25 protein-coding genes and 1 tRNA gene are annotated in these 26,926 nt (G+C 72.7%); 13 read left to right on the top strand and 13 right to left on the bottom strand.

The window, feature by feature from the left end; translation table 11 throughout:
- Nucleotides 1–35 precede the first annotated feature (35 nt).
- Nucleotides 36–740, bottom strand: a complete 705-nt coding sequence (locus ACZ3KJ_RS17995; RefSeq protein WP_467527987.1) for a pentapeptide repeat-containing protein — start codon at nt 738–740, stop codon at nt 36–38.
- 298 nt (nt 741–1,038) lie between these two features.
- Between ACZ3KJ_RS17995 and ACZ3KJ_RS18000 the strand changes: the two genes are divergently transcribed.
- The 3 genes from ACZ3KJ_RS18000 (at nt 1,039) to ACZ3KJ_RS18010 (ending at nt 4,828) form a co-directional block, all read left to right on the top strand.
- A complete protein-coding gene (locus ACZ3KJ_RS18000; RefSeq protein ID WP_467527989.1) occupies nt 1,039–2,199 on the top strand; it encodes an NAD(P)-binding protein in 1,161 nt (386 codons plus the stop codon).
- Between the two features lie 43 nt (nt 2,200–2,242).
- Complete coding sequence (locus ACZ3KJ_RS18005; RefSeq protein ID WP_467527991.1) at nt 2,243–3,223, top strand: zinc-binding dehydrogenase; 981 nt, start codon at nt 2,243–2,245, stop codon at nt 3,221–3,223.
- Between the two features lie 108 nt (nt 3,224–3,331).
- The gene (locus ACZ3KJ_RS18010; RefSeq protein ID WP_467527992.1) at nt 3,332–4,828 is read left to right on the top strand and encodes an MFS transporter; all 1,497 of its coding nucleotides are present in this window, start codon (nt 3,332–3,334) and stop codon (nt 4,826–4,828) included.
- 223 nt (nt 4,829–5,051) lie between these two features.
- On the opposite strand, the gene ACZ3KJ_RS18015 is transcribed toward ACZ3KJ_RS18010, so the two are convergent.
- Nucleotides 5,052–6,458: an NAD(P)/FAD-dependent oxidoreductase gene (locus tag ACZ3KJ_RS18015; protein ID WP_467527993.1), complete on the bottom strand. Its 1,407-nt coding sequence runs from the start codon at nt 6,456–6,458 to the stop codon at nt 5,052–5,054.
- Between the two features lie 991 nt (nt 6,459–7,449).
- Nucleotides 7,450–7,522: transfer RNA gene (locus ACZ3KJ_RS18020), tRNA-Thr, on the bottom strand.
- Between the two features lie 206 nt (nt 7,523–7,728).
- Between ACZ3KJ_RS18020 and ACZ3KJ_RS18025 the strand changes: the two genes are divergently transcribed.
- The 3 genes from ACZ3KJ_RS18025 to ACZ3KJ_RS18035 all read left to right on the top strand — a co-directional run bounded on the left by ACZ3KJ_RS18025 (nt 7,729) and on the right by ACZ3KJ_RS18035 (nt 10,644).
- Nucleotides 7,729–8,817 carry an ABC transporter ATP-binding protein gene (locus ACZ3KJ_RS18025; RefSeq protein WP_467527995.1) on the top strand — a complete coding sequence of 363 codons (1,089 nt, stop codon included), beginning with the start codon at nt 7,729–7,731 and terminating at the stop codon, nt 8,815–8,817.
- 218 nt (nt 8,818–9,035) lie between these two features.
- Nucleotides 9,036–9,494, top strand: coding sequence for a hypothetical protein (locus tag ACZ3KJ_RS18030; RefSeq protein ID WP_467528083.1), 459 nt, complete (start codon nt 9,036–9,038; stop codon nt 9,492–9,494).
- A gap of 418 nt (nt 9,495–9,912) precedes the next feature.
- Nucleotides 9,913–10,644 carry a nucleotidyltransferase family protein gene (locus ACZ3KJ_RS18035; protein WP_467527996.1) on the top strand — a complete coding sequence of 244 codons (732 nt, stop codon included), beginning with the start codon at nt 9,913–9,915 and terminating at the stop codon, nt 10,642–10,644.
- Between the two features lie 120 nt (nt 10,645–10,764).
- Here the strand turns inward: ACZ3KJ_RS18035 and ACZ3KJ_RS18040 are convergent, their stop codons facing one another.
- The 6 genes from ACZ3KJ_RS18040 to ACZ3KJ_RS18065 all read right to left on the bottom strand — a co-directional run bounded on the left by ACZ3KJ_RS18040 (nt 10,765) and on the right by ACZ3KJ_RS18065 (nt 17,822).
- The gene (locus ACZ3KJ_RS18040; protein WP_467528085.1) at nt 10,765–12,669 is read right to left on the bottom strand and encodes a DoxX family membrane protein; all 1,905 of its coding nucleotides are present in this window, start codon (nt 12,667–12,669) and stop codon (nt 10,765–10,767) included.
- Between the two features lie 123 nt (nt 12,670–12,792).
- A complete protein-coding gene (gene rlmB, locus ACZ3KJ_RS18045) occupies nt 12,793–13,734 on the bottom strand; it encodes a 23S rRNA (guanosine(2251)-2'-O)-methyltransferase RlmB (protein WP_467527998.1) in 942 nt (313 codons plus the stop codon).
- A 98-nt stretch (nt 13,735–13,832) separates the two neighbouring features.
- Nucleotides 13,833–15,233 carry a cysteine--tRNA ligase gene (cysS, locus tag ACZ3KJ_RS18050; RefSeq protein WP_467528000.1) on the bottom strand — a complete coding sequence of 467 codons (1,401 nt, stop codon included), beginning with the start codon at nt 15,231–15,233 and terminating at the stop codon, nt 13,833–13,835.
- A gap of 495 nt (nt 15,234–15,728) precedes the next feature.
- Nucleotides 15,729–16,226, bottom strand: coding sequence for a 2-C-methyl-D-erythritol 2,4-cyclodiphosphate synthase (gene ispF / locus ACZ3KJ_RS18055; RefSeq protein WP_467528002.1), 498 nt, complete (start codon nt 16,224–16,226; stop codon nt 15,729–15,731).
- On the bottom strand, nt 16,216–16,968 hold the full coding sequence (ispD, locus tag ACZ3KJ_RS18060; protein WP_467528003.1) for a 2-C-methyl-D-erythritol 4-phosphate cytidylyltransferase: 753 nt from the start codon (nt 16,966–16,968) through the stop codon (nt 16,216–16,218). Before ispD ends, ispF begins: the two co-directional genes overlap by 11 nt.
- A 371-nt stretch (nt 16,969–17,339) precedes the next feature.
- Nucleotides 17,340–17,822 (bottom strand): CarD family transcriptional regulator, encoded by a 483-nt coding sequence (locus ACZ3KJ_RS18065; protein WP_003953493.1) that lies wholly within the window; start codon nt 17,820–17,822, stop codon nt 17,340–17,342.
- Nucleotides 17,823–18,464: 642 nt separating this feature from the next.
- Between ACZ3KJ_RS18065 and ACZ3KJ_RS18070 the strand changes: the two genes are divergently transcribed.
- Nucleotides 18,465–19,142 carry a copper chaperone PCu(A)C domain-containing protein gene (locus tag ACZ3KJ_RS18070; protein WP_467528005.1) on the top strand — a complete coding sequence of 226 codons (678 nt, stop codon included), beginning with the start codon at nt 18,465–18,467 and terminating at the stop codon, nt 19,140–19,142.
- A gap of 207 nt (nt 19,143–19,349) precedes the next feature.
- On the opposite strand, the gene phoP is transcribed toward ACZ3KJ_RS18070, so the two are convergent.
- Together phoP and phoR are read right to left on the bottom strand one after the other, a co-directional pair.
- Nucleotides 19,350–20,021 carry a two-component system response regulator PhoP gene (gene phoP / locus ACZ3KJ_RS18075; protein ID WP_004000192.1) on the bottom strand — a complete coding sequence of 224 codons (672 nt, stop codon included), beginning with the start codon at nt 20,019–20,021 and terminating at the stop codon, nt 19,350–19,352.
- Nucleotides 20,022–20,026: 5 nt separating this feature from the next.
- Entirely contained in the window at nt 20,027–21,379 is a 1,353-nt protein-coding gene (phoR, locus tag ACZ3KJ_RS18080) for a two-component system sensor histidine kinase PhoR (RefSeq protein WP_467528007.1), read from the bottom strand.
- 268 nt (nt 21,380–21,647) lie between these two features.
- Here phoR and phoU point away from each other — a divergent pair, with 268 nt between their 5' ends.
- The 3 genes from phoU to ACZ3KJ_RS18095 all read left to right on the top strand — a co-directional run bounded on the left by phoU (nt 21,648) and on the right by ACZ3KJ_RS18095 (nt 23,528).
- Entirely contained in the window at nt 21,648–22,340 is a 693-nt protein-coding gene (gene phoU, locus ACZ3KJ_RS18085) for a phosphate signaling complex protein PhoU (RefSeq protein ID WP_467528008.1), read from the top strand.
- 121 nt (nt 22,341–22,461) lie between these two features.
- Complete coding sequence (locus ACZ3KJ_RS18090) at nt 22,462–22,620, top strand: hypothetical protein (RefSeq protein WP_385078373.1); 159 nt, start codon at nt 22,462–22,464, stop codon at nt 22,618–22,620.
- Nucleotides 22,621–22,769: 149 nt separating this feature from the next.
- Nucleotides 22,770–23,528 carry a phosphotransferase family protein gene (locus ACZ3KJ_RS18095; protein WP_467528009.1) on the top strand — a complete coding sequence of 253 codons (759 nt, stop codon included), beginning with the start codon at nt 22,770–22,772 and terminating at the stop codon, nt 23,526–23,528.
- A gap of 73 nt (nt 23,529–23,601) precedes the next feature.
- Here ACZ3KJ_RS18095 and ACZ3KJ_RS18100 read toward each other — a convergent pair whose 3' ends face one another.
- Entirely contained in the window at nt 23,602–24,000 is a 399-nt protein-coding gene (locus ACZ3KJ_RS18100) for a hypothetical protein (RefSeq protein WP_467528010.1), read from the bottom strand.
- Nucleotides 24,001–24,423: 423 nt separating this feature from the next.
- Between ACZ3KJ_RS18100 and ACZ3KJ_RS18105 the strand changes: the two genes are divergently transcribed.
- The gene (locus ACZ3KJ_RS18105) at nt 24,424–24,600 is read left to right on the top strand and encodes a hypothetical protein (RefSeq protein WP_467528012.1); all 177 of its coding nucleotides are present in this window, start codon (nt 24,424–24,426) and stop codon (nt 24,598–24,600) included.
- Between the two features lie 15 nt (nt 24,601–24,615).
- Nucleotides 24,616–25,386: a DUF2637 domain-containing protein gene (locus tag ACZ3KJ_RS18110; protein ID WP_467528014.1), complete on the top strand. Its 771-nt coding sequence runs from the start codon at nt 24,616–24,618 to the stop codon at nt 25,384–25,386.
- A gap of 81 nt (nt 25,387–25,467) precedes the next feature.
- Here ACZ3KJ_RS18110 and ACZ3KJ_RS18115 read toward each other — a convergent pair whose 3' ends face one another.
- On the bottom strand, nt 25,468–25,788 hold the full coding sequence (locus ACZ3KJ_RS18115; RefSeq protein WP_467528087.1) for a GYD domain-containing protein: 321 nt from the start codon (nt 25,786–25,788) through the stop codon (nt 25,468–25,470).
- 225 nt (nt 25,789–26,013) lie between these two features.
- On the opposite strand from ACZ3KJ_RS18115, the gene ACZ3KJ_RS18120 reads away from it, so the two are divergent.
- Nucleotides 26,014–26,766, top strand: a complete 753-nt coding sequence (locus ACZ3KJ_RS18120; RefSeq protein ID WP_467528015.1) for a ferritin-like domain-containing protein — start codon at nt 26,014–26,016, stop codon at nt 26,764–26,766.
- Nucleotides 26,767–26,926: the final 160 nt, after the last annotated feature.

Raw genomic sequence — 26,926 nt, forward strand, 5'->3', positions numbered from 1 at the left:
GGACCCCGGCGCCAGTCCGCACCCGGCCCCCTGTCTCAGCCCTCCACCCTGATCCCCAGCTCCGCCGCCAGCACCGGTGCCAGGTCCAGCAGCTGCGCCGCGCTGATCACCGCGCCCGCCAGCCGGTCGACGCCGCCCGCGACGCCCAGTTCCGTCGCGCCGCGCAGGTCCACGTCGGTCAGGGTGGCCGCGCTGAAGTCCGCCGCTCTCAGGGCGCAGTCCACGAACTCCACCCGCTCCAGCCGGGCACCCCCGAAGTCGGGCTCGACCAGGACGCAGCCCTCGAAGACCACGTCCCGCAGCCGCGCCTGACGCAGGTTCAGGTAGTCGATCTTTCCGCCGCGCACCAGGACCCGTTCCCAGACCGCGCCGTGCGCCTGGCTGCCGCCGAGGCGGGCGTCGACGAGCTCGACGTCCCGCAGGGTCGACCCGGCCAGGTCGGTGCCGACGCCCCGGACGCCGGTGAGGACCGAGTCGAGGAAACGAGCGCGGGACAGCCGTGTCCCGTCCAGGGCGCAGCCGGTCAGCGCGCAGTCCAGGAACCGCGCCCCCGCGCCGTCCTGCCCCGCGAGGTCCGTCCCCGCGAACTCCACCCCGTCGTAGTCCCCGTCGGGCTCCACCTCCCCGCCCCCGTACGCCTCCAGCGCCGGCAGCCGCACCTCCGGCCGCCGCGCCCCCTTCACCCTGCCCGCACCCGCACCCGTCCTTGCACTCGCACCCATCCTCGCCATGCCCCCCATCCTGCACCCCGCCACTGACAATCCCCCGCCGCCAGCCGCCCGCACCGCCACCGACCGCACGCCCGAGCCACCGGCACCAGCACCGCCACCGCCCCGCCGCCGGCACCAACACCGCCACCGCCCCGCCACCGGCACCAGCACCGTCACCGCCCCGCCGCCGGCGCCAGCACCGCCACCGGCCCCCGCCCCCACCGCCACCCGCCCCCACCGCCGGCGGCACCGCCGGCGCCGATGTCACGAACCGCCGCGCCCCGCCGTCATACCGGTACAGGCGCCCCCGACCGGCAAGGAGCCCTCCATGCGCCATCTCACCGTCGTCGGCGGCGGCCTCGCCGGCCTCACCGCCGCCATCGCCGCCGCCGAGGCGGGCGTCAGGGTCACCCTGCACGAGGCCCACCACAGCCTCGGCGGGCGGGCCCGGACCGCCCCGGCCCCGTACCGGACGAACGAGGGGCCGCACGCCCTCTACAACGGCGGCCCGCACTGGACCTGGCTCAAGCAGCGCGACCTCATCGGCCCGCTGGCGCCCCTCCCGCCCCTGGAGGCCGCCCGCCTCCGGCTGCGGCACCGGGGCGTGCTGCGCCGCACCCCGCCGTTCGCGATGCTCAAGCTGCTGCGTCCCGGCATCCGCCGCGCCCCCGTCGACGCCGACTTCCTCACCTGGGCGACCGGGCTGGCCGGCGAGGAGGGCGCCCGCGCCGCCGCCCACTACTCCGCCGTCGCCCTCTTCCACCACGACCCCGGCGCCCTGTCCGCCGCCTTCGTGCAGGAGCGTCTGCGCCGCGCCACCAAGCTGCCGCCCGAGGCGCACTACCCGCGCGGCGGCTGGGACTCCCTCGTCGACCGGATGGCGGCCCGCGCCTGGAACCTGGGGGTGCGCATGGAGACCTGCTCCCGCGTCGACACGCTCCCCACCGGCGCCCCGGTGATCGTCGCCACCTCCCTCGACGCCGCCCGCCGCCTCCTGGGCGACGACTCGCTGACCTGGCCGAGCGGGCGTACGGCGCTGATCGACCTCGCGGTCCGCACCCGGCGCGGCGACGCCTTCGCCGTCTCCGACCTGGACGCGCCCGGCTGGATCGAACGGTTCACCGCCCAGGACCGCACCCTCGCCCCGGCCGGCGAGCAGCTGATCCAGGGCCAGGTCCCGATCGCCCCGCACGAGTCCAGGGCGGCGGGCGTCGCCCGCGCGGAACAGCTCCTCGACCTCGGCCTCCCCGGCTGGCGCGACCGCGTCACCTGGCGGCGCGAGTCCCTCGCCGACGGCCGTACGGGCGCCGTCGACCCGCCCGGGACGAGCTGGCGCGACCGCCCCGCCGTGGACCGCGGCGACGGCGTGTACCTGGCCGGCGACCGGGTCGCCGCGCCCGGCGTGCTCTCGGAGGTCTCCTTCACCAGCGCCCTGACGGCCGTCTCCCTGGCCCTCGGCCGGAACACCCTTGACCTCAAGCATGCTTGAGGTCGAACAGTGGGTCCGTACACGTCGGACGACAGGGGACCCCATGCGCGCCATCCGTCTGCACACCTTCGGCCCCGCCGAGAACCTGACCTACGAGATGGTCGATGATCCGCGCCCCGGCCCGGGCCAGGTCCGCGTCGCCGTCCGGGCCGCCGGGGTGCACCTGCTGGACGCCGCGCTGCGGGAGGGCGTGCAAGGCCCGCTGCCGGAGCCGACCGTCCTGCCGACCGTCCCGGGCCGTGAGGTCGCCGGTGTCGTCGACTCGCTCGGCGACGGCGTCGACGCGGCGTGGCTCGGCCGCCGGGTCGTCGTCCACCTGGGCTTCGTCCCGGGGGGCTACGCCGAGCTGGCCGTCGCCGACGTGGCCCGCCTCCACGAGATCCCGCCGAACCTCGACGCCGCCCAGGCCGTCGCCCTGATCGGCACGGGCCGTACGGCGATGGGGATCGTGCAGTTCGCCGAGCCGGGCCCCGGCTCCGTGGTCGTCGTCCCGGCCGCCGCCGGCGGCATCGGCACCCTGCTCGTGCAGTACGCCCGGAACGCGGGCGCCACCGTCGTCGGCCTGGCGGGCGGCCCGCGGAAGACGGCCCTCGTCCGGGCGAACGGCGCCGACCTCGCCGTCGACTACACCGAACCGGCCTGGCCGGAGAAGGTCCGCGCCCACCTCGGCGGCCGGCCCGCCACGACCGTCTTCGACGGCGTCGGCGGCGACGTGGCCCGCGAGGCCACCGCCCTGCTCGGTCCCGGCGGCCGGCACATCGTCTTCGGCTGGTCGGCGGAGGGGCTGCGCGACGGCACGCCGTACCTCGTCGAGGGCGTCTCCGAGCAGGTCCTCGGACCGGTGATGCTGGAGCGGGCGGGCGGCCCCGACCCGCTGCGGACCCTGGAGCTGCGCGCCCTCGCCGAGGCCGCCGCCGGCCGCCTCACCCCGGCCGTACACCGCTTCCCGCTGTCCGAGGCGGCCGCCGCCCACCGGGCGCTCCAGAGCCGGGGTACGACGGGCAAGGTGGTCCTGGAGCCCTGACGACTCCCCGACCCGGTTCGGGGCGCCTCCCACGACTCCCCCGAACCGGCCCCGGGACACGGCCGCATCCGGAGTGCACAGCCGTCCGTTCTGTGATCTTCTGTCCGCGTGAGTGGCGCCTGGACAGAGGAACCCGACGCGGAGCCGGACCCCCGCCGCTGGTGGGGCCTGTGGACCATCGCCCTGGCCCAGCTCATGGTCGTCCTGGACGGGACGATCGTGAACATCGCGCTGCCCTCCGCGCAGCGGGACCTGGGCATGTCGGACGGCAGCCGCCAATGGGTGATCACGGCCTACGCCCTCGCCTTCGGCGGCCTGCTCCTGCTCGGCGGCCGGATCTCCGACCTGGTGGGCCGCAGGCGCACCTTCGTCATCGGCCTGATCGGCTTCGCCGCCGCCTCCGCGTTCGGCGGCGCGGCCACCACCCCGGCCATGCTGTTCGGCGCCCGCGCCCTCCAGGGCGTCTTCGCCGCCGTTCTGGCCCCGTCCGCCCTCAGCCTGCTGACCACCACCTTCACCGACCCCAGGGAACGCGGCCGGGCGTTCGGCATCTACGGCACGCTCGCCGCCAGCGGCGCGGCCATCGGCTTCATCGTGGGCGGACTGCTCACCGAATACCTCACTTGGCGCTGGTGCCTGTACGTCAACGTGCCCGTCGCGGTCCTCGGCGTGGTCGGCGCCCTCACCCTCCTGCACGACCGTCACGCCCGTGCGGGCACCCGCCTGGACGTGCCCGGCGTGCTGCTGGGGTGCGGCGGGCTGGTCGCGATCGTCGCCGGCTTCGGCGAGGCGGAGCCGCGCGGCTGGACCGACCCGCTGGTGCCCGCCCTGTTCGCGGCCGGGACCGCCCTGCTGGCCTCGTTCGTGTGGTGGCAGACGAAGGCGGCGGTGCCGCTGCTGCCCCTGCACGTCCTGAAGGACCGCACCCGCCTGGGCTGCTACCTCACCATGGCCCTGGCGGTCATCGGCATGTTCGGGATGTTCCTGTTCATGACCTACTACCTCCAGACCGTCCTCGGCTACTCCCCCGTGCGCACGGGACTCGCCTTCCTCCCCATGACCGCCTCGATCCTCACCGGCTCCACCCAGATCTCCGCCCGGCTGATCCACCGCGTCCCGCCCCGCGCCCTGATGGTGCCCGGCATGCTCCTCGCCGCCACCGGCATGCTGTTCCTCACGCGGATGACGGTCCACAGCGACTACGCCACCGACATCCTGCCCGCCCTGGTCCTGATGGGCCTCGGCATGGGCCTGACGTTCATGCCGGTGTTCTCCACGTCGACCGCGGGCGTCGCCCCAGAGGACTCCGGCGTCGCCTCGGCCATGCTGAACACCTCGCAGCAGGTCGGCGGCTCCATCGGCACGGCGCTGCTGAACACCGTCGCCACCTCCAGCGCCGGCGCGTACGTCGCCGCGCGCCTCGGCGAGGCGCACCGCCCGGCGGACCTCACCGCGCAGGGCACGGTGCACGGCTACACGGTGGCCATCTCCTGCGCCGCCGCCATCATGCTGCTGGCCTCGCTGTCCGCGGGACTCCTGGTCACGGCGCGGCCGCCGCGACCGTACACCGCGACGGACGCGCCGGTGCCGGAGTCGGTGGCCTGACCGGCGGGGGGGCTCGGGGGGGCAGCGGGCGCTCGGGGGGGCAGCGGGCGTGACGGCGGCAGCAGGCGTGGCAGCGGCAGCGGGAACTCCGCCGGCAGCAGCAGACGTGACGGCGGCAGCGAGGACTCCGGTGACGGCGGGCGTTGCGGACGTCGCGGGCGTTGCGGACGTCGCGGGCGTTGCGGACGTCGCGGGCGTCGCGGGCGTCGCGGGCGTCGCGGTGTCAGTGCCGGCCCGCCACCCGGTCCGCGACCCGCGCCAGCCGCGACGAGCCCGCGCTGTGCCGGGCGGTCTCCCGCCGGTCCGCCGCCCGGTAGGTGGCGTACATGCCCTGCACGCCGAGCCAGCGCAGCGGCTCCGGCTCCCACCTGCGGACCTGGTGGCCGACCCACGGCAGGCCGGTCAGCTCGGTCGGGCGGCCCTGCCCGGAGTCGAGCCGGACCAGGTCGCACAGCGTGCGGCCGGCGAGGTTGGCGGTGGCGACGCCGGAGCCGACGTAGCCGCCCGCCCAGCCCAGACCGGTCGAGCGGTCCAGGGTGACCGTCGCGCACCAGTCGCGGGGCACGCCCAGCACCCCCGACCAGGCGTGCGCGACACGCACCCCGGCGAGGGCCGGGAAGAAGCCGGTCAGGATCTCCCGCAGCGCCGCCACCGTCGGTTCCTGCGTCCGCCCGTCGCTGTCGGTCCGCGAGCCGAAGCGGTACGGCACCCCGCGCCCGCCCAGCGCGATCCGTCCGTCCGCGGTGCGCTGCGCGTACATGTAGGCGTGCGCCATGTCCCCGAGGGTCTCCCGGCCCGTCCAGCCCACCGCCTCCCACTGTCTGTCGCTCAGCGGCTCGGTGGCGATCATCGAGGAGTTCATGGGCAGCCAGGTGCGCTTCTGGCCCTTCAGCGACGCGGTGAACCCCTCCGTGCAGCGCAGCACGTACGGCGCGCGCACGGTGCCGTACGGCGTGACGGCCTGCCGGGGCCCGATCCCGGTCACGGGGGTCGCCTCGTGGATCGTCACCCCGAGCGACTCGACGACCGCCGCCAGCCCCTTGACCAGCTTCACGGGGTGCACCCGCGCCCCGTGCGGCGTCCACGTCGAGCCGACCGCGCCGGCCACCCGGATCCGCTCCGCGGTCTCCCGCGCCCCGTACAGCTCGCGGTCCTTCTCCCCGAACGCCAGCTCGTGCGCGTGGAAGTCCCGCAGCCGGGCCAGTTGGGCCGGCGTCCGCGCCACCTCGAGCACACCGCCGCGGTGGACGTCGGCCTCGATGCCCTCCTCGCCGGCCACCCGGACGACCTCGGCGACCGTGTCGTTCATCGCCCGCTGGAGCCGTACGGCGGCCTCCCGCCCGTGCAGTCGCGCGTACCGGTCGCGGCCCGCGATGCCGTTGTACAGCCAGCCGCCGTTGCGCCCGGAGGCGCCGTAGCCGCAGAACCGCTGCTCCAGCACGGTGATCCGCAGGGACGGCGCCGCCTTCTTCAGGTAGTACGCGCTCCACAGGCCCGTGTAGCCGCCACCGACGATCACCACGTCCGCGTCGGCGTCACCGGCCAGCGGCTCCCGCACCGCGGGGAAGCCGTCGTCCGCGTACCAGAAGGAGACCCCGCCGTTCACGACACCGCTCATCGAGCTGCTCATGGCCGGACGCTACCCGCCCGGACCGCGGCTGTCCCCTTCGGATTTCGTGGTTCTCCCGCAGGTGGGGACGGCCTCCCGACGCGGTACGGGCGTGCCCGCGCGAGGCCGGCGGGCACGCAGGCACCCGCGGAGGGTGTGCGCGGGGTCCGCCGGGTTCGGGGTGCGCATCAGGGAAAAGGGACTGTCACAGGCTCCGGCTATCGTCGGCCGTACGGATCAAGGCGCACTGCTCGCGGAACTGGAACAGGCCGGACGGGACAAGGAGTTGACGGCGCGGATCGTCCGCCGCCTGGCCGAGCCGGGCGCCGACGCCGCACCCGGCCTGGTCGCCGCGCTGGGCACGGCCTCTTCGAGGCCATGGGGCTGCACGACAGACGGCCCTGCACGGTCTCGATGGGACTGTCCGCCATGGCGAACGACACGGCGGTCGTCACGGCCCCCGACGGCACGAAGCGCACGGCGTACCGCGTGTTCGTCACGCCGGAACTGGACGGCTGGCGGCTGGTCTACGCCGACACCCCGCTGTGGGAGATGCACTGGGACGTCGAGGCCCTCCTCGGCCGGATCAGCGCGGCGTGCGGCCAGGCCCAGCACTTCCTCCAGGACGACCACAGCGACTCGATGATCTGGATCCTCGTCCTCGACGGAGCGGTGCGCCGCGGCTACTGCCGCTACGGCGACCCGGAGTGGCAGGGCGAACCCCTGGACTGGGAGGAGCCCCTCAGCGAGGACCCCGCCTTCGACCCCGACGGCGACCACGACCCGAACGCCACCCTGGCGTCCAGCGTCGACGCCGCCGCCCGCGAACTCTCCCTCGACCCGACCGGCGTCGGCGAGCACACCCCCCTGCGCGGCCACGGCTGGCTGGCTATCACGGAGGAGGGCGTGGGCCACGGCCCGTTCACCGGAATGCTGCGCATCCAGGGCGGGCCGCCCGGACCCGCCACACCCGCCCCGCGCGATCCGTGCGACACCGGCGGGGCGGGAACAGAGCCCCCTGTCGGACTCGAACCGACGACCTTCGCTTTACAAGAGCGGTGCTCTACCAGCTGAGCTAAGGAGGCGTGCACACAGGTGCCCGTGCAGTGTACCCAGCCCATGGGGGTGCCCCGTCGAAAATTTCCGCGAAGTTCACCTCGTCCCGGGTACTGACAGATCAGGCGAACGCCAGGTACGGTCCTGAGCCAGTTCACCCGTGTGGACTACACCAACCACCTTCCTACAACGGATCGTCCGGCACGTTCCTGCCGGTAGAAGGGGGCCCATCACCATGGCCACTGTCACGTTCGACAAGGCGACCCGCGTTTACCCGGGTTCCACCAAGCCCGCCGTCGACGCGCTCGACATCGAGATCGCGGACGGCGAGTTCCTCGTCCTGGTCGGCCCGTCCGGCTGCGGCAAGTCCACCTCGCTCCGGATGCTCGCCGGTCTCGAGGACGTCAACGGCGGCGCCATCCGCATCGGCGACCGCGACGTCACCCACCTGCCGCCCAAGGACCGGGACATCGCCATGGTGTTCCAGAACTACGCGCTCTACCCGCACATGACGGTCGCCGACAACATGGGCTTCGCGCTCAAGATCGCCGGCGTCAACAAGGCGGAGATCCGGCAGAAGGTCGAGGAGGCCGCGAAGATCCTCGACCTCACCGAGTACCTGGACCGCAAGCCGAAGGCCCTCTCCGGCGGTCAGCGCCAGCGTGTCGCGATGGGCCGCGCCATCGTGCGTGAGCCGCAGGTCTTCCTCATGGACGAGCCGCTGTCCAACCTCGACGCCAAGCTCCGCGTGTCGACGCGTACGCAGATCGCCTCGCTCCAGCGCCGCCTCGGCATCACCACCGTCTACGTCACCCACGACCAGGTCGAGGCCCTGACGATGGGCGACCGCGTGGCGGTCCTCAAGGACGGTCTCCTCCAGCAGGTCGACACCCCGCGCAACATGTACGACCGCCCCGCGAACCTCTTCGTGGCCGGCTTCATCGGCTCCCCGGCGATGAACCTCGTCGAGGTCCCGATCACCGACGGCGGCGTGAAGTTCGGCAACTCGGTGGTGCCGGTGCAGCGTGACGCGCTCTCCGCCGCCACCGACAAGACGGTCACCGTCGGTGTCCGCCCCGAGCACTTCGACGTGGCCGGCGCCGACTCCGACCAGGGCGTCGCGGTCACCGTGAACGTGGTCGAGGAGCTCGGCTCGGACGCGTTCGTCTACGGCACCGCCCGGGTCGGCGGCGAGGACAAGGACCTCGTCGTCCGCGTCGGCGGCCGTGACGTCCCGGAGAAGGGCAGCACGCTGCACGTCGTCCCGCGCGCGGGCGAGACCCACGTGTTCTCGACCTCCACGGGCGCGCGCCTCTCCGACTGAGGACACACCACGGGGTGAACCCCCGGTTTTGACGAGAAGGGCCCCGCGGACCGCCGCGGGGCCCTTCTCGTCGTGGTCGAAGACCCCGCACACCGGGTGATCCCGACAGCGCGCGTCAACCCCTTACCCAAAAAGACGCACGACCTCATCCCCCGACCGGGTGACGCGACGTCGCCACACCGTTACCCCGCGCTACCCTCACACGCGTGAAGCACTCCGTGAAGCACTCCAGCACCCCACAGACGCGACGCGGCCGGGGCCCCGCCCGGCGGATCGGCCGCTCCCTCGCCCTCGTCCTGCCCGTCGTCATGGTGCTCTCGGGGACCCTCGCGGTCACCCGGGTCAACTGGACGGGGAACCCCTCCTCCGACTCGGTGCTCACCGCCGCCGACGTCTCCACCGGGCACCGCGCCGCGCGGGGCGCCGCCAAGGCCCCGCAGGACCTCCTGCGCGACCGGCTGCTGGCCGAGCTGCACGAGGAGGACCCGGGCGTCGCCCTGACCCACCTCCAGGCGGCGGTGAACGGCAAGCCGTCCCTGGCGAAGCACTGCGCCGACATCGCCCGCGCCCTGGGCCGCGCCGCCGTACGCGTCTACGGCCCCTCCCGCGCCCAGTCCTACTCCCGCCCCGTCTGCGACACCTCCTTCGCCTCGGGCGTCCTGGCGGCACACAGCTAGCCGCCCCTGCGCGGACGAACCCGCCCCCGGGTCCGGGACACCGGCACCCCTGCTGCCGGCCTGGGGGTGCCGGGGGCCTGGCCCCGAAGCTCCGGCGCCCCGGCACCCTGGCACCGCCGAGGGCAGGCCTGGCCCCGAAGCTCCGGCGCCCCGGCACCCCGGCACCGCCGAGGGCAGACCTGGCCGGATGAGCCCGTACCGCACACCCACCGCGCGACCTCCACCGCAGACCTGCGACCGCACCCCCACCGCACACCTGCACCGCACCCCTCCACCGCAGACCTGCCACCGCACACCTTCCAGCACCCCCCACCGACACACGCCGGACACCTGCCCCTCTCCTCCAGCCCGCCCGGGCGCCGTGCGGCCGTCCGGGGGACCCGCACTCGCCCGAAAGGGTGCCGCGTACAGTGCGGGCATGACCCATCCGCACGCCGCGTCCCGCCCCACGCAAGCCGTCGTCCTGGCCGGTGGCCAGGGGTCCCGGCTGCGCCCCTACACCGACGACCGGCCCAAGCCGATGGTCGAGATCCCGGGGACGGGAACGCCGATCATCGGGCACCAGCTCGGCTGGCTCGCCGAGGAGGGCGTGACGGACGTCGTCGTCTCCTGCGGCCACCTCGCCGACGTTCTGCAGACCTGGCTGGACTCCGCCGATCTCCCCGTGAAGGTCACCACGGTCGTCGAGAGCGAGCCCCTCGGCCGCGGCGGCGGCCTGAAGTACGCGGCCGCCCGCCTCCCCCACCCCGACCGGCCCTGGTACGCCACCAACGGCGACATCTGGACCCGCTTCTCGCTGCGCGACATGGCGGACTTCCACACCGAGCGCGACGCCGTCGCGACCCTCGCGCTGGCCCGGCCGCGCATCCCGTGGGGCGCCGTGCAGACGGACGGCTTCGGCCACATCACCGACTTCATCGAGGCCCCGCCCACGACGTACGAGATCAACGCGGGCGTCTACGTCTTCTCCCCCGAGTTCGCCGACCTGCTCCCCGAGCGCGGCGACCACGAGCGGACCACGTTCCCCCGCCTGGCCCGTGAACACCGCCTGGCCGGCTTCCCGATCCCGCAGGGCGCCTACTGGCGCGCGATCGACACCGCGAAGGACCTCACGGAGGCCGCGAGGGAACTGGCGGCGCTCGGCCGCTGACCGGGCCCGCCCGCAACGGCCAGGACGACGGGGTCCCGCGCGTTCTCACGCGCGGGACCCCGTCGTCGTGATCCATACACCTAGGGCCTGTCGTTCGGATCACGCCGCAGACGCGGGGCCCTAGCCGCCGAGGAGGCCGCCCACCAGGCCGGGCCGGCCTGAGGAGGGGGAACCGCCGTCCTCGGAGCTGCCGGTCGAGCCGCCGCCGGAGCCGGTGGATCCGCCGGAGGTGGGCCCGGAGCTGGTGCTGGGCGCCTGCTCGACGGGGGTGGACACCTCCGGCGGGGCCTCGCCGCCGGTGCCCTGGGTCTGGCTGGGCGCGCCGGTGGTGGCGCTCTCCGTGTCCCGGGTGGCGCCCGGAGCGGACTCCTCGTCCCGCGTCGGCGCCGGCGAGGTGGCGTCGTCCTGGGGCGGCGCGGTGGACGCGGACGGCTTCTCGCCGGGCCGCTGCCGCCGGTCGGACTCCTCGGGGAGCGGGGAACCGGGCAGTTCGTTGCGCGGGGCCTCGCCCGGGCCGGGCACGACCACCCGGTCGGCGTCCCGGACGGCACCGCCGAGCAGGGACCCCACGAGCAGGGTGAGTCCGACGACGATCGTGGTGACGAGGGCGCCGCGACGCAGGACGTAGCGGCGCAGCTCCCACAGGTCGGCGCGCGGGCCCAGCCGGCGCCAGGCGCTGCCGGCGAGCCGGCCGTCGATGGAGTAGACGGGCGCGCCGGCGATGATCAGCGGCGACCAGGCGGCGAGGTAGATGATGTCGGGGGTCTCGTAGACCGGGACGGTCTTCCAGCTGACGGTGACGAGGAGCGCGGCGGAGAGCGTCGCGCCGCCGACGGCGGCGACCCGCTGCCAGCAGCCCAGGACCGTCAGAACGCCCACGACGACCTGGAGGAAGGCGATGACCAGCCCGGAGCCGACGGGGTGGTGCAGGGCGAACTGGCGCAGCGGCTCGGCGACCTCCCACGGGTGCAGGGTGTTGAGCCACTTCACCATGGAGCCGCGCTCGCCGCCGTCGAAGTAGACGGGGTCGCACAGCTTGCCCATGCCGGCGTAGACGGAGATGAAGCCGAGCAGGACGCGCAGCGGGAGCAGGACCACGCCGAGGTTCAGCCGGCGGTCCGGGAAGTAGGCATGCCGGGCGTGGTCCTCGGCGTGCCGCCGGGACCGCGGGCCGGCCTGCGCCGCGACGGCTTCGACGAAGTCCTCGAAACCGTCGCCGTCGAAACCGTCGCCGCCGAAGCCGTCGCCCTCGAAGCCGATGTCGGCGTGACCGGACCGGCCGTGGCCCGAACGGCCGTGGCCCGAACGGCCGTGGCTCGAACGGCCATGACCGGATCGGCCGGGACCGGGCCTGCCCCGGCCGGGCTGGTCGTGTCCGGCCTCGCCGTAGTCGGGGGCGCCGTATCCGGTCTCGTCGAAGACAGGTCCGTCGTAGACAGGTCCGTCGTAGACAGGTCCGTCGTAGGTGGGTTCGTCGTAGGCGCTGCCCACGGTGCGCATCTGCGGCAGGATCCGCTGTTCGCCGGCGCCGGGCGCGCGCGGGGGGCCGACGACCGGGGTCTCGAGGGTCTGCGCGGTGAGGTCGCCGTCATAGCCCTCGCCGACGCGGGGAATGACCTGGGTGGCGCCGGCATCGGTGGCGGGCGCGTCGCCGTGGCCGACGCTGCCCGCCCGCACGGCCTGGAGGAGACGGTGCGCGCCGGTGTCGTCCGGGGCCGACCTGCCGCTCCAGACGACGGGCCGGCGGCGGGCCCCGGCGGCCGGAACGGCCGGGGCCCCCGTGCCCGCTCTGCCCGCCGCCCCGACGACGGGGATGCGCGCGGTGTCCTGGGTGGCGCTCAGGTGCCGGGCGATCCGCGGGGATTGGCCGCGCCGTGCCGACGCGCCCAGCTGCACGCGGAAGCTCGCGTGACTGACGATGACCTGCGCCGGATCGCTCGGCACCTTCACCATGCTCAGCGCGGGAGCGTCGTCGAATCCCGACGAGCGGTCCCCCGTGGGTGTGCGGGGTGTTCTGGTGTCCACACTCATCTAACCGAGTGACGTGTGATTAGGACACTGCCGTGACCCGCCGGATCTGTCCGGACCCCGTCAAGGATGTCCCGCACGCCGGAATTAACCCGTTCGGGTGATCCGACGGACAGGCGTTCAGCCCCTTCGGCGCGCCGCCTCGTACAGCACGATGCCCGCGGCCACACCGGCGTTGAGCGATTCCGCGCCGCCCGGCATCGGGATCCGCGCCCGGAAGTCGCAGGTCTCGCCGACCAGTCGGGACAGTCCCTTGCCCTCGCTGCCGACGACGATGACGACCGGCCCCTCCAGGGCCGCCAGTTCACCGATCTCCGACTCGCCGTCGGCCGCGAGACCGACGACCACGACGCCGGCCTTCTTGTAGGCCTCCAGGGCGCGGGTGAGGTTGGTGGCGCGGGCGACCGGGGTGCGGGCCGCGGTGCCCGCGGAGGTCTTCCAGGCGCCGGCCGTCATCCCGGCCGCGCGGCGCTCGGGCACCACGACGCCGTGTCCGCCGAAGGCGGAGACGGACCGGACGACGGCACCGAGGTTGCGCGGGTCGGTCACCCCGTCGAGGGCGACGAGCAGCGGGTCCTCGCCCTCGTCGGCGGCCGCGTCGAGGAGGTCCTCGGGGTGGGCGTACTCGTAGGGCGGCACCTGGAGGACCAGGCCCTGGTGGTTGAGGCCGTTGGTCATGCGGTCCAGCTCGGGGCGCGGCGCCTCCATGAGGTTGATGCCGCCGCGCTCGGCCGCGAGTTGCAGCGCCTCGCGGACCCGCTCGTCGTTGTCGATGAACTGCTGGACGTAGAGCGTGGACGCGGGCACGCCCTCGCGCAGCGCCTCGACGACCGGGTTGCGGCCGACGACCAGCTCGGACGTCGACCTGCCGCCGCGTCCGCGCGGCGCGGGGCGGCGTGCGGCCTGCTTCGCCTTGGCGGTGGCGAGGCGGTTCTTCTTGTGGCCCTTGCGCATCTCGGCGGGCGGGGTCGGGCCCTTGCCCTCCAGGCCCCGGCGTCGCTGGCCGCCGCTGCCGACCTGCGCGCCCTTCTTGCCGGACATGCGGCGGTTGTTGGCTGCCATGACCTACCCGTCTGTCGTGCGGTGTGTGTGCGTACGTAATGCAGTGTGCCGCCCGGACACCCGGGCGGCACAATCGATCAAGAATCGATCAGTTTCCCTCAGCGCGGGCCGAGCGACCAGCGCGGTCCCTGCGGGCTGTCCTCGATGACGAGTCCGGACTGGTTGAGCTGGTCGCGGATGGCGTCCGCGGTCGCCCAGTCCTTGCGGGTCCGCGCCGCCTCCCGCTGGTCGAGGACGAGGCGTACGAGGCTGTCGACGACGCCGTGCAGGTCCTCGCCCCGGTCGTCCTCCCCGGCCCAGTGCGGGTCGAGGGGGTCCAGGCCGAGGACGCCGAGCATGGCGCGGACCTCGGCGAGGCGGGCCACCGCGGCTTCCTTGTCGTCGGCGGCCAGCGCGCTGTTGCCCTGCCGGACGGTGGTGTGCACGACGGCGAGCGCCTGCGGGACGCCCAGGTCGTCGTCCATCGCCTCGGCGAAGGCGGGCGGCACGTCGGCGGCCGGCTCGACGACTCCCCCGGCCTTCTCGACGACGCGCTGCACGAAGCCCTCGATCCGTGCGAACGCCGACTCGGCCTCGCGCAGCGACTCCACGCTGTACTCGATCATCGAGCGGTAGTGGGGCGTGCCCAGGTAGTACCGGAGCACGATGGGCCGCCACTGCTTGACCATCTCGGACACCAGCACCGAGTTGCCCAGCGACTTGGACATCTTCTCGCCGCGCATGGTGACCCAGGCGTTGTGCACCCAGTACCGGGCGAAGTCGTCGCCGTAGCCCTTGGCCTGGGCGATCTCGTTCTCGTGGTGCGGGAAGATCAGGTCGAGGCCGCCGCCGTGGATGTCGAAGGCGCTGCCCAGGTACTTGTGCGCCATCGCCGAGCACTCCAGGTGCCAGCCGGGCCGGCCGCGGCCCCACGGGGTCTCCCAGCTCGGCTCGCCGGGCTTGGCCGCCTTCCACATCGCGAAGTCGCGGGGGTCCCGTTTGCCGGTCTCGCCGTCGCCGGAGGGCTGGAGCAGGTTGTCCAGCTCCTGGTTGGACAGCCGGAGGTACTCCGGGAAGGAGCGCACGTCGAAGTAGACGTTGCCGTCGGCCTCGTAGGCGTGGCCCCGCTCGATGAGACCGCGCATCATCTCGATCATCTCGGGCACGTGTCCGGTGGCCCGCGGCTCGTACGTCGGCGGGAGGCAGCCGAGCGCCTGGTAGCCGTCGTTGAACGCCCGCTCGTTCTCGTACCCGATGGACCACCAGGGGCGGCCCTGCTCGTGGGACTTGCTGATGATCTTGTCGTCGATGTCGGTGACGTTGCGGACGAACGTGACGTCGTAGCCGCGGTGGGCGAACCAGCGGCGCATGATGTCGAAGTTGAGGCCCGAGCGGATGTGCCCGATGTGCGGGGCGGCCTGCACGGTGGCACCACACAGGTAGATCGAGACACAACCCGGCGTGAGCGGGGTGAAGTCACGGATCTGCCGGGCGCTGGTGTCGTACAGGCGAATCGTCACCACTCCAGGGTAGTGGGCGTGGGGCGGTGCCCCGCGCCCTTCCGCCCGAAGGCCGCACATTCGTGCCGCGGCGCTCCGTCCCGCGACGCTCCGTCCCGCGACGCTCCGTCCCACGGCTCTCCGTCCCACGGCTCTCCGTCCCGCGACGCGGCACGTGCCGGCGGGTGGGCGCCACCGGCTGCCGGCCACCGGCTACCCGCCACCGGCTGCCCGCCAGCGGCTGCCGACTGCCGGCGGGTGCCCGCGCGCCGGCGGTCGGCGGGTCCGCGCCGCGGGCTGCCGGCGGGTCTGGGCCACCGACCGCCAGCAGGTCCGGGGCACCGACTGTCGGCGGGGCCGCCCCACCGACCGCCAGCGGGTCCGGGACACCGACCGCCAGCAGGTCCGGGACACCGACCGCCAGCAGGTCCGGGACACCGACCGCCAGCAGGTCCACGCCACCCACCGTCAGCAGGTGCCCGGCACCGACCGCCGGCACGTGCCCGGCACCGACCGTCAGCGGGTCCGCGCCACCAGCGCCGTCGCGACCGCCATCAGGCCCTCGTCCCGGCCGGGGAAGCCGAGCCCGTCGGTCGTCGCGCCCGACACCGAGACGGGGGCGCCCGCCGCCCCGGAGAGGATCTTCTGCGCCTCGTCGCGCCGCTTGCCGATCTTCGGCCGGGGGCCGACGACCTGGACGGCGATGTTGCCGATGGTGAAACCGGCCTCGCGGACGATCCGGGCGGCCTCGGTGAGCAGGGTCACCCCGGAGGCGCCGGACCACTCGGGCCGGCCGGTGCCGAAGTGCTGGCCGAGGTCGCCCAGTCCGGCGGCGGAGAACAGCGCGTTGCAGGCGGCGTGGGCGACGACGTCGGCGTCGGAGTGCCCGGCCAGACCGGGGCCTTCGCCCTCCCACTTCAGGCCGGCGCACCACAGTTCGCGGCCGTCCTCGAAGGCGTGGATGTCGGTGCCGATGCCGACCTGGGGGAGCGTCAGGGGCTGGTCAGAAGCCATCGTTGAGCCTCCTGCGGGCCAGGACCGCCTCGGCGAGGACCAGGTCGAGCGGGCGGGTGACCTTGAAGGCCTCCTCGTGGCCGGGGACGACCACGACGGTCGGGCCGAGCCGCTCGACCATGCTCGCGTCGTCGGTGACGTCACCGGTGACGGTCTCGTGGGCGCGGACGAGGGTGGCCCGGTCGAAGCCCTGCGGGGTCTGCACGGCGCGCAGGCGGGCGCGCTCGGGGGTGGCGACGACCGGCTCGGGGTCGCCCGGTGCGGCGGCCGGCTCGACCTCCTTGACGGTGTCGGCGAGCGGCAGCGCCGGGACGACGGCCGGGGCGCCCTCGCGGACCGCCTCGATCACGGCGTCGACGGTGTCGACGGGGACCAGGGGGCGGGCGGCGTCGTGCACCAGGACGATCTCGTAGCCGGGCGGCAGCGCGTCGAGGCCGAGCCTGACCGACTCCTGCCGGCTCTCGCCGCCGGGGACGACGAGGAAGTCGGTCCGGTCGGGCAGCGCGTGCGCGTCGAGCAGCGACTTGACCTCGGCGGTGCCGTCCGGCGGCGCCACGACGACCACGAGGGAGACGGCGCGGGAGGCGGCGAGGGCGCGCACCGCGTGGATCAGCATGGGTGTCCCGCCCAGCGCGCGGAGCGCTTTGGGGGCGCCCGGGCCGAGGCGTACGCCCCGACCGGCGGCCGGAATCACCGCGGCCGTGCGGGTGGGGGCGGGGGCGGGAAGCGAATCGTCAGACATCGGTTCCTGTCAGGTTTGTGTGCTCGCCATACGTGGGTACGGAGACAGCGTGCCGGGCGCGACGCCTTGACCGGACCCTTCCGTGACGCGCCGGTCGAGCCAGCTGCCCGGGCCCGGCACACACAGGGCGGGGGATCGTTCCCCCGAGGGGACCAGTCGTTTCCCCAAGGGCTCGGTCGTCCCCCCGAGGGGCGGTCGTCCCCGCGGGGAGGTCAGTGGTCATCCCTGGGGGTTCAGGCGTACGGCGTCGGAACGCGACATGCCGCAGCGCCCGGCGACAGGAGATACGTCATCGGGCACCGCGGCATTTCAGTGTGCTGAGCCTGCTGTGCTGAGCCTGCTGTGCTGAGCCGAGGCCGGCTGCGTCGGCGTCAGGACGCGAGGACCTCGTCGAGGAGCGCCTCGGCCTTGTCCTCGTTCGTGTTCTCCGCGAGGGCGAGCTCGCTCACCAGGATCTGGCGCGCCTTGGCGAGCATGCGCTTCTCACCGGCGGAGAGTCCGCGCTCGCGCTCACGGCGCCACAGGTCACGCACGACTTCCGCGACCTTGATGACGTCGCCGGAGGCGAGCTTCTCGAGATTTGCCTTGTAGCGACGCGACCAGTTCGTGGGCTCCTCGGCGTACGGCGCACGCAGCACCTCGAAGACCCGGTCCAGCCCGTCCTGACCGACCACATCACGCACGCCGACGAACTCCGCATTGTCCGCTGGCACACGTACCGTCAGGTCACCCTGGGCGACCTTCAGCACCAAGTAGGTCTTGTCCACGCCTTTGATCTGGCGAGTTTCGATGGCCTCGATCAGCGCGGCCCCGTGATGGGGATAGACCACGGTGTCGCCAACCTTGAACGTCATGTGACAGGTACCCCTTCCGTGGCTATCCAGGGTAACACGGAAACGGCGGTTCCTGAATGGCGTTTTCGCAGGTCAGGGCATATCTCGGGGCTTGACAACAGCAACAGGAACGTGCTGCGGACGGGCGGCGGAAGCAGGTATTCGCAGGTCGGAGCGGCTGTCCAAGGGGGACGAAACACGCACGTCACAGTCTTCCGGAGGCCGTTCCGAACGGCCGAACATCCCCATATGTCCGGTTCCGGACGTGCGACTTCCGCTACTCCGTTCGGTGTCCGGGGGCGGATCCACGCCGTTTCCGGAATTGATCACACCATCGGCCGAACAGGGCGTGATCAATTTTCCGGACGGCCCCGCATTCCGGTCCGCAAAAACGCGCCCGCCCCGGTGAGCGGCGCTTATGTGAATGGGGGGCGACGTCCGGGCGATCGAGAAGAAGCCGATGTGACTCGCGGGTCACTTGTGGCTGCCGTGACGGGAGTGGCGACAGTCCCGCCGTGGCGGTCATCGGGGCGCTGGAGCACGCTAGAGGCGGGTCGGGTGCGGTGGCGTGAGGACGGCTCGGTAACCTAAGGCCCGCTGACAGACCCTTAGGGCGGCTTTATGAGGTGAGCTGCCCGTGCGTTTCAAGGAGTTGCCGCCGCCGTGAGCAGCAGCCTTCGACGCGGCGCCCTCGCCGCCTCCGCCCTCGCGTTCTCGATCGCCACGCTCGCCGCCTGCGGCGCGGGCAACGACGCCCAGACCCTTCAGATCAAGCCGGACAACGCTGCCACCACCGTCGGCGACATCAAGCTGCAGAACGTCGTCGTCATCACCCAGCCCGACCCGGAGTCGACGGGCCCGGCCGCGGTCTCGGCGACCGTCTTCAACAACAGCGACGCCGCCCAGACGCTGGAGTCGATCACCGTCGAGGGTGTCGACGAGCCGGTGGAGATCAAGCCCGCGAAGGGGGACGGCGAGCTGACCGTCCCGGCCGGCGGCTCGGTCGTCATCGGCGGCGCGGACAACGCCTCCGCCGTCCTGCCCGGCGCCAGCGAGGCGGTCCAGGACGGCAACGCCCAGAAGGTCACCTTCACCTTCAGCGAGACCGGTGCGGTCAGCCTGCGCGCCTTCGTCGTCCCCGCCGAGAGCTACTTCACCGAGTGGGGTCCGAGCGAGGTCCCGACCGCCCCGGAGTCCGCCTCCGCCTCCGCGACCCCGTCCGGCGAGGCGTCGGCCACCGAGTCGCCGGCCGAGGGCACCACGGAGGGCTCGACCGAGTCGCCCGCCGCCGCCGAGTCGGCCGACGCGAGCGCCTCGGAGTCGGCCGCCGCGGAGCACTGAGCGCCGTAGCGCCCCTGACGACCGGAGGGCGGCACCCCACGCGGGGTGCCGCCCTCCGGTCGTGCCGCCCGCCGACGTCACGACGTCACACAGCTCAGCGGCTCACTGCTCACTGCTCACTGCTCACTGCTCACTGCTTACTGCTTACCGCTCACCGCCTACCGCTCACGGCTCACGGCTCACGGCAGGTGGCTCGTGGCTCGTGGCTCACGGCTCGAACTTGTAGCCGAGACCGCGGACCGTCACCAGGTAGCGGGGCGCGCCCGGGTCCGGCTCGATCTTGGCGCGCAGGCGCTTGACGTGCACGTCGAGGGTCTTGGTGTCACCGACGTAGTCGGCTCCCCACACCCGGTCGATGAGCTGCATACGGGTCAGGACCCGGCCCGCGTTGCGCAGGAGCATCTCCAGCAGGTCGAACTCCTTGAGCGGCAGGTCGACCTTCGAGCCCGAGACCGTGACGACGTGCCGGTCGACGTCCATCCGGACCGGCCCGGCCTCCAGGGCCGCCGGGGTGACCTCCTCCGGCTCCCCGCGGCGGCGCAGCACGGCCCGGATCCGGGCGACCAGCTCGCGCGAGGAGAACGGCTTGGTGACGTAGTCGTCGGCTCCTATCTCCAGGCCGACGACCTTGTCGATCTCGCTGTCCTTGGCGGTCACCATGATCACGGGCACGTTGGAGCGGCCGCGCAGCTGCCGGCACACCTCCGTGCCGGGCAGCCCCGGCAGCATCAGGTCGAGCAGGACGAGGTCGGCGCCGTTGCGCTCGAACTCGTCGAGTCCGTCGGGCCCTGTGGTCGCGACGGCGACCTCGAAGCCCTCCTTGCGGAGCATGTACGACAGGGCGTCGGAGAAGGACTCCTCGTCCTCGACGACGAGCACTCGGGTCACGGAAGGACCTCCGGGGCGGAAAGCGTGTGGTACGCGGTGGAGTCGGGGGATGAATCGGCGGGGATTCCTCCGGCGGGCCCGCCCTCGGCCGCGGTGTCGTACGCGTCGAGGTCGGGGTGCTGGCGGACGCGGTCACGGACGGCGCCCGCCTCCGGCAGCCGGAGGGTGAACGTGGAGCCCTGTCCCTCGGCGCTCCACACCGTGACCTCCCCGCCGTGCGAGGCGGCCACGTGTTTGACGATGGCCAGTCCGAGGCCCGTGCCGCCGGTGGCACGGGAACGGGCCGGGTCGACACGGTAGAAGCGCTCGAAGATGCGCTCCTTGTCCTTGTCGGAGATGCCGATGCCCTGGTCGGTCACGGCGATCTCGATCAGGTCCCCGCCGGGGGTGGCCACCCGGCGGGCGGCGATGCCGACGCGGGTGCGGGCGGGTGAGTAGTTGACGGCGTTCTCGACCAGGTTGCCGAGGGCGGCGGCGAGCTGCCCGCGGTTGCCCCACAGGCGCAGCCGGGCGGTGTCCGTCCGGCCGCGGTCGCCGCGGTCGCCGCCCTCGGCGGACGGCTCCTCGGGCTCCTGGATCGCGGCGGCCATGGTGATCTGCTTGGTGCCCGCCTGGTGGCGGCAGCGGTCGATCGCCTCGGCGACGAGCTCGTCGACGCTGACCGGTTCGGCGTCCTCGAGGGGATCGTCGTTCTGGACGCGGGAGAGGTCGATGAGCTCCTGCACCAGGTTGGTCAGCCGGGTCGCCTCGATCTGCATGCGGCCGGCGAAGCGCTGCACCGCCTCCGGGTCGTCGGAGGCGTCCATGACAGCCTCGGAGAGCAGGGAGAGCGCGCCGACCGGTGTCTTCAGCTCGTGGCTGACGTTCGCGACGAAGTCGCGCCGTACGGCCTCGATGCGGCGGGCCTCGGTGAGGTCCTCGACGAGGAGGAGGACCAGCCGGGAGCCCAGCGGCGCCACGCGCGCGGAGACCGCGAGCGCCTCGCCGCGTCCGGTGCCGCGCCGGGGCAGGTCCAGCTCGACCTGGCGTATCTCGCCGTCCCGTCTGGTGTCCCGCGCCATCTGGAGCATGGGCTCCACGGCCAGCTCACCGCCGCGGACGAGCCCGAGGGCGTACGCGGCGGAGCTGGCCTTGACGACGGCGTCGGCCTCGTCGAGGACGACGGCCGAGGAACGGAGGACGGAGAGGACGGTGTCCACGCCCGGCGGCAGCACGGGATCGGTGTGCAAGGAGGTCCTGGTGGGTCGGTTCTGGTCGCGTTCGCTCCAACGGAACGCCAGCATGGCGATGACACCGGTGAGCACCCCGGCGATCGCTGCCGCTGCGGCGACCGCCGCGTTCACGTCCATGCGTCCAGGTTAGGCATGCGATCCTCCCTGGCCACAGCCATCGGAGTGGGACCTCGAACACTCGTCGCCCAGAGTTCACCTTGGCGCCAGGGGTGGTTCATTTGGGGTGACGGAAACCGACGCGTACGGGGCGGACCGTGGCACCGTGGGGTTCACAGCGCCGGGTGCCCCGAACCCCTGAACCGATATGCGACATCACGGCATTGCCGATACTCCGGCATCACGGCATTGCGAAGCCCCGGAAGTACCAGTACGAGAGGAACCCCTGATGCGGGACGCGTACCACGAGGAACTGGACTCGATCGGCGACAGTCTGGTGGAGATGGCCCGGCTCGTCGGGTCGGCCGTCGGGCGCGCCACGACCGCCATCCTCGACGCCGATCTGAAGCTGGCCGAGAGCGTGATCGAGGCCGACCAGAAGATCGACGAACTCCAGCACGACCTGGAGGCCCGGGCCATAGCGCTGCTGGCGCGGCAGCAGCCGGTGGCGACCGACCTGCGGATCGTCGTCACGTCGCTGCGCATGTCGGCCGACCTGGAGCGGTCCGGCGACCTCGCCCAGCACGTGGCGAAGCTGGCGCGGCTGCGCTTCCCCGAGCGGGCGGTGCCGCGGGACCTGCACGCCACCATCCTGGAGATGGGCCAGCTCGCACAGCGCCTGATGGCCAAGGCGGCCGAGGTGATCATCACGAAGGACGTCGACCTCGCGCTCCAGCTGGAGACGGACGACGACGCGATGGACCTCCTGCACCGCACGCTCTTCCAGCACCTCATCGACGAGCGCTGGAAGCACGGCATCGAGACGGCCGTGGACGTCACCCTCCTCGGCCGCTACTACGAGCGCTTCGCCGACCACGCGGTCGCGGTCGCGAAGCGGGTCGTGTTCCTGGTGACGGGCGAGCACGCGGACGACTTCCAGCCGGACCTGCCGAACGAGATCCAGTCGGTCGAGGGGGCGTAGGCGAGCCACTCGGGGGCGTTCGAACCCGCCGGGGGCGCGGGGAAGCCCCCATGCGCCGTTGATGCGCCGGACACAACGGGCATGGAATGGGCACAGGCGCCCTAGCCTCCGGGAGGAACCCATGGCCGAAGCCCCCAGCACCTCCACCCCCGACCCCACCCAGGACCATCCGACCGAACAGCCCGTCGCCGTCCGGAACCTCATGCTGATCGGCGCGTGCGGCTGCGGCTCGGGATGCGGCTGCGGCTGCCAGTCGGGCAATCCCTGCCAGTGCGGCTGAGGACCTCACCTCACCGCCGTACAGGCCGTACGGGAGAGGGGCCGGGCGCTCCGGCGCCGGGCCCCTCGTCCGTCCCCGGACGAGGGCGGACAGGATGCGGCATGAATGAGGCATGAGGCGCGAGACCATGAGGTGTGAGGCCATGAGGCATGAGGCATGAGGCCATGACCGGGTCGCCGTTGCCCGGAGGCTTCGTCAACGCCGTCGTCCGGGTCGGGAACACGGTACGCCGTACGGTGTCCGCACGGACGCCGTACGTCGGTGACCTGCTGGGACTCCTGGAGACCGCGGGCTGGGACGGAGCGCCCCGCCATCTCGGTGTGGACGAGCACGGCCGGGAGGTCCTCAGCCACCTCGACGGGCACGTGGCCTGGGAACCCCGGCAGCCCGCCGCCGTCTCGTCGGACGCGAGCATGGTGGCGGTGGCCCGGCTCGTGCGCGCGTTCCACGACCTGACGGCCGGCACCGCGCTCGCCGGGGACCAGGAGGTCGTCTGCCACAACGACCTGTCACCCAAGAACACGGTCTACCGGCCGGTCGGTGGCGAGCTGCGCCCGGTGGCGTTCATCGACTGGGACCTCGCGGCGCCGGGCGAGCGCATCCACGACGTCGCCCACGTCTGCTGGCAGTACCTCGGCCTCGGCCCGTCCGTGGCCGACGCGACGGAGGCGGCCCGGCGCATGAGGCTGATCGCCGACAGCTACGGGCTGGAACGGCGGCACCGGCGCGGCCTCGTGTCCACGGTGCTGTGGTGGCAGGACCGCTGCCGGCGCGGCATCCAGGCCGGGGCCGACGCGGGGGACCCCGCGATGCGGCGGCTCCGCGACGCCGGGGCGGTCACGGAGGTGCGGACGGCCTACCGGTGGGTGTCCGATCACCGGGACGTGCTGGAGAGGGCACTGGGGTGAGCCGCGGCCACGCCCCCTGAGTGCCCTCGCCATGCGGTGCGTCGCCGGGTCGGGGGATCAGGGGGGCAGGGGGTCAGGTGGCGCTGGTGAACGTGGCGCACTTGGTCCACTTGCTGTTGGTGTTGGCCGGATCGCCCTTCACGAGGGAGACGATGATCCTGACCTTCCGCTTCTCCGGGAGATCGAGGTTCCACGTGTAGCTCTTTCCCGCGCCTCGGGTGACGTGGAAGGTGTCCCAGAAGTAGGGCTTGCCACTGGCCGCTTCGAGGTTGACGAAGACGGTGCGGCCGTCGGCCTTGCGGTCCTTGACGTAGAGGTAGTCGCCCTTCGACGTGTACTTCGCGTATCCGCCGGCGCATCCGTCCGAACCACTGGCCTGCGCCGCCGGGGCTGCCGCGAGGCCGCCCGCGAGGACGGCGGCGACGACGACCGGAATGACGGTGGCGGCGCGCCGCTTGAGTGCTGCCTTCACTCTGTTCCCTCCGTGAATCCGTACATCCGGCTGCGTCGACGACGGCCGGACCGTTGATCACTCTAGGGAACCGACATGGTGATCAAATGGGCGTGTTGAGGCGGAACGGTGGGGCCTGGCCCCCGGCCTCCCCACACCGCGCCCTCCGCCCACACCCTCCGCGCCAAGAGATCTGAGCAGACAAACCGCTCGACAAATAACGTGCGAAGTAAGTGCGGATGACTTTAATCAAGAACGCTCTCCTCAAGATTTCCCCCACGCCAGGGTCACTCATTTGCCGCGCATCTGGAGGAGTGGGAGCGGCGTTAGCGGGATATGGCGAAAGCAGCAAGGTTCCATGGCTTGCCTCACCGCGGCGTGAGGAAGGATAATCTGCCTGCGACCCGTGATGCGACAGCGGGAAAATACACTTACACGCCTGGTGTGGCACTCTCGGCACGTGAGGGCGGCGCCTTCCACGGGACCGGCATGCGGGTCGAACTCCAGGTCACCGAGTCACTGCTCCGCGAGTTCCTCGTCCTGCTGGAGGCGGCCCAAGAGGAACTCAACCAGCGGTGGAACGGCCAGGAAAAGTCCGGCTGTCACGCCGACCGTGCGTGACGGGAGCGGATTTCCATGAATCACGACTATGCGGATCCTCCCTTTGTACGGCATGAATGGTATTCCGATTCATATTCCTATGGTTCCGGCGCCGGGCGGCACGGCGGCCCCGCCGACGCCCTGAACGTCGGAGATCCCTTGGTGCCCCCGGACTCGGCCTGGGACCCGGTCGAGGAACTCGCCTATCTCCTGCAAGAGGCTGTTCCCACGGAGCCGGAGGCCATGGTGCCGCCGCCTCGCGGTGAGGCGTCGCCCGGTGTCGACTACGCCGACCCGATGGAGGGCCTGGCGCAGATCACCGCCCAGTTGCCGCCCATCCGACGTTCTCCCACCGGGCATCGGAAGATCCGGGTCCGAAAACTCCGGCTGAAGTGGATGCAGACGGGCAGCGTCGTCATCGTCGCGTTCGTTTCCGTCATCGTGGCGATGGTCAGCGTCTTCTGCGGCGTGGTGGCCTACGGACCGTTGCAGAGCATCACGTCCGAAACGAAGAGCGGGCTGATTCCCTGGTGGCCCCTTCTCGTGTACGGCCCGTGGACGGTGGCCTCTCTCTCCATTCTGCGAACCGCCCTGCATCAGCGCCGGGCGTTCAATTCATGGTTCATCGTCCTGCTGTTCTCCTCCGTCGCGATGATGCTGTGCGTGGCACAGGCCGAGAGGACCTTCACCGGCATCGCCGGAGCCGCCCTCCCCGCCCTCGCCTGCCTGGCCTGCCTCCAGCAACTCGTCCGGCAGATCACCCTGACCCTGCCCCCACGCAAGGGCAAGCCCCGGCACCGCCAGTAGCGCGGCAGCCGACCTGGACGGCTCCCGCACAGCGACAGGCCCCTGCCGGCGGATCGACCGCCGGCAGGGGCCTGTCCGGACTCACGCGCCGGGGGAGCGAAAGGTGACCTGCCGGCGGGCGGCCTGATCGATCTCTTCGAGGGTGAGGAGCGGGGTGGCCCGGGTGTGGAGGGCTCCGCTGGCCTTGACGGTGAGGCTGACGGCGGCCATGGAGACCGGGTCGGGGAAGTCGACGATGAGCACGATGTCGTCCTCCCCGAAGGCGAAGTACATGGCTTCGACCTGCCCGCCGAGGCCGGTGACGACCTGGTCGACGGCGGCGCGGCGGCCACTCCCGCCTTCCTTGAGCAGCCCCTTGGTGCCCTCGGGCGTGTAGGTGGCCTGGATGAGGAACTTCGGCACCGGCATGCCTCCTGCCCGTCGTTGGTCCGGTGTGCCATGACCTTCCCGCTGTCGCACTGGCCGCCACGCGCCGACCCGCCGGATTCACTCGTTGGAACCCGCGCCCCTCTCCGCTGACCGAGGCCCGTGGAGGAGCGGCGCTGTCCGGCGGCGGCGGAACGGTTCGGCGTCCGTCCGCGTCGTCCCTCTCCGGGGCATGGCCGTGTCCCGGAGAGGGGAGACCGGGTGCGTACGGGCGACTTCGCCGAGTGGACAAGGCGGTTCGAGGACGAGCGCGAGCGCAGGCGCGTCCAGGGCGATCCGGACTGGGGGCAGGGCGCGACGCTGCATCCGGCGGTGTGGGCCGGCATCCAGCGCTTCCAGGTCGGCGAGGACGGTGACGGCGCCGACCTCGTCGGCACAGCGGACCGGGCCGGCGACCCCGACTACGCGCGGGCGGTCCGGCTCTTCGTCGCCGAGGAACAGAACCACGCCCGTCTCCTCGCCCGGCTGCTGGCCGCGGGGGGCGTACCGACGCTGACCGGGCACTGGAGCGACGCGGCCTTCGTACGGCTGCGGCGCCTCATGGGCCTGCGCATGGAACTGCTGGTGCTGATGATCGCGGAGGTCGTGGCGCTGCGTTACTACCGCGCTCTGCGCGAGGGCACCGACGACCCGCTCACCACGGACGTGGCGGGCCGGATCCTGTCCGACGAACAGCGTCACGTCCCGTTCCACTGCGAGCGGCTGCACGCCTCCCTGGCAGAGCTGCCCCGCGCACTGCGCCACCCGCTGATGACCCTGTGGCGCCTTCTCCTGCTCACGGTCTCCCTCGTCGTCGCCACCGACCACGGCCCGACCCTGCGCCGCCTCGGCATCGGACGCCTGCGCTTCGTGACCGACGTCATGGCCTCGTCCCGCATGGTGGTCTCCGCGGTGCTGATGCCCCGGCCGGAGGTGGAGGTGCCCCACCCGGACACAGGGGCGAGCGCGGGCTGACGACTCCCCGCCCCACCAAAAAGCCCCCGCCCTGCCAGGAAACAGCAGGTCGGGGGCTTGATGGTGTCGGGTTACTTCTTCTTGCCCTGGGTCCTGTCGGGGATCTTGGGGAGCTGGGTTTTTGCTGGTCAGGCGCGGTGGGATCGGGCGCTTGGTGGTA

Source organism: Streptomyces sp. NPDC003248 (assembly GCF_055563235.1).

Bases quoted from the DNA above. Each gene is read 5' to 3' on its own strand.
- ispD (WP_467528003.1), bottom strand. From the start codon at position 16,968: ATGTCTGACGATTCGCTTCCCGCCCCCGCCCCCACCCGCACGGCCGCG.
- ACZ3KJ_RS18000 (WP_467527989.1), top strand. From the start codon at position 1,039: ATGCGCCATCTCACCGTCGTCGGCGGCGGCCTCGCCGGCCTCACCGCC.
- phoU (WP_467528008.1), top strand. From the start codon at position 21,648: ATGCGGGACGCGTACCACGAGGAACTGGACTCGATCGGCGACAGTCTG.
- ACZ3KJ_RS18025 (WP_467527995.1), top strand. From the start codon at position 7,729: ATGGCCACTGTCACGTTCGACAAGGCGACCCGCGTTTACCCGGGTTCC.
- ACZ3KJ_RS18035 (WP_467527996.1), top strand. From the start codon at position 9,913: ATGACCCATCCGCACGCCGCGTCCCGCCCCACGCAAGCCGTCGTCCTG.
- ACZ3KJ_RS17995 (WP_467527987.1), bottom strand. From the start codon at position 740: ATGGGGGGCATGGCGAGGATGGGTGCGAGTGCAAGGACGGGTGCGGGT.
- ispF (WP_467528002.1), bottom strand. From the start codon at position 16,226: ATGGCTTCTGACCAGCCCCTGACGCTCCCCCAGGTCGGCATCGGCACC.
- rlmB (WP_467527998.1), bottom strand. From the start codon at position 13,734: ATGGCAGCCAACAACCGCCGCATGTCCGGCAAGAAGGGCGCGCAGGTC.
- phoR (WP_467528007.1), bottom strand. From the start codon at position 21,379: ATGGACGTGAACGCGGCGGTCGCCGCAGCGGCAGCGATCGCCGGGGTG.
- ACZ3KJ_RS18015 (WP_467527993.1), bottom strand. From the start codon at position 6,458: ATGAGCAGCTCGATGAGCGGTGTCGTGAACGGCGGGGTCTCCTTCTGG.
- ACZ3KJ_RS18110 (WP_467528014.1), top strand. From the start codon at position 24,616: ATGAATCACGACTATGCGGATCCTCCCTTTGTACGGCATGAATGGTAT.
- ACZ3KJ_RS18065 (WP_003953493.1), bottom strand. From the start codon at position 17,822: ATGACGTTCAAGGTTGGCGACACCGTGGTCTATCCCCATCACGGGGCC.
- ACZ3KJ_RS18095 (WP_467528009.1), top strand. From the start codon at position 22,770: ATGAGGCATGAGGCCATGACCGGGTCGCCGTTGCCCGGAGGCTTCGTC.
- ACZ3KJ_RS18090 (WP_385078373.1), top strand. From the start codon at position 22,462: ATGGCCGAAGCCCCCAGCACCTCCACCCCCGACCCCACCCAGGACCAT.
- ACZ3KJ_RS18005 (WP_467527991.1), top strand. From the start codon at position 2,243: ATGCGCGCCATCCGTCTGCACACCTTCGGCCCCGCCGAGAACCTGACC.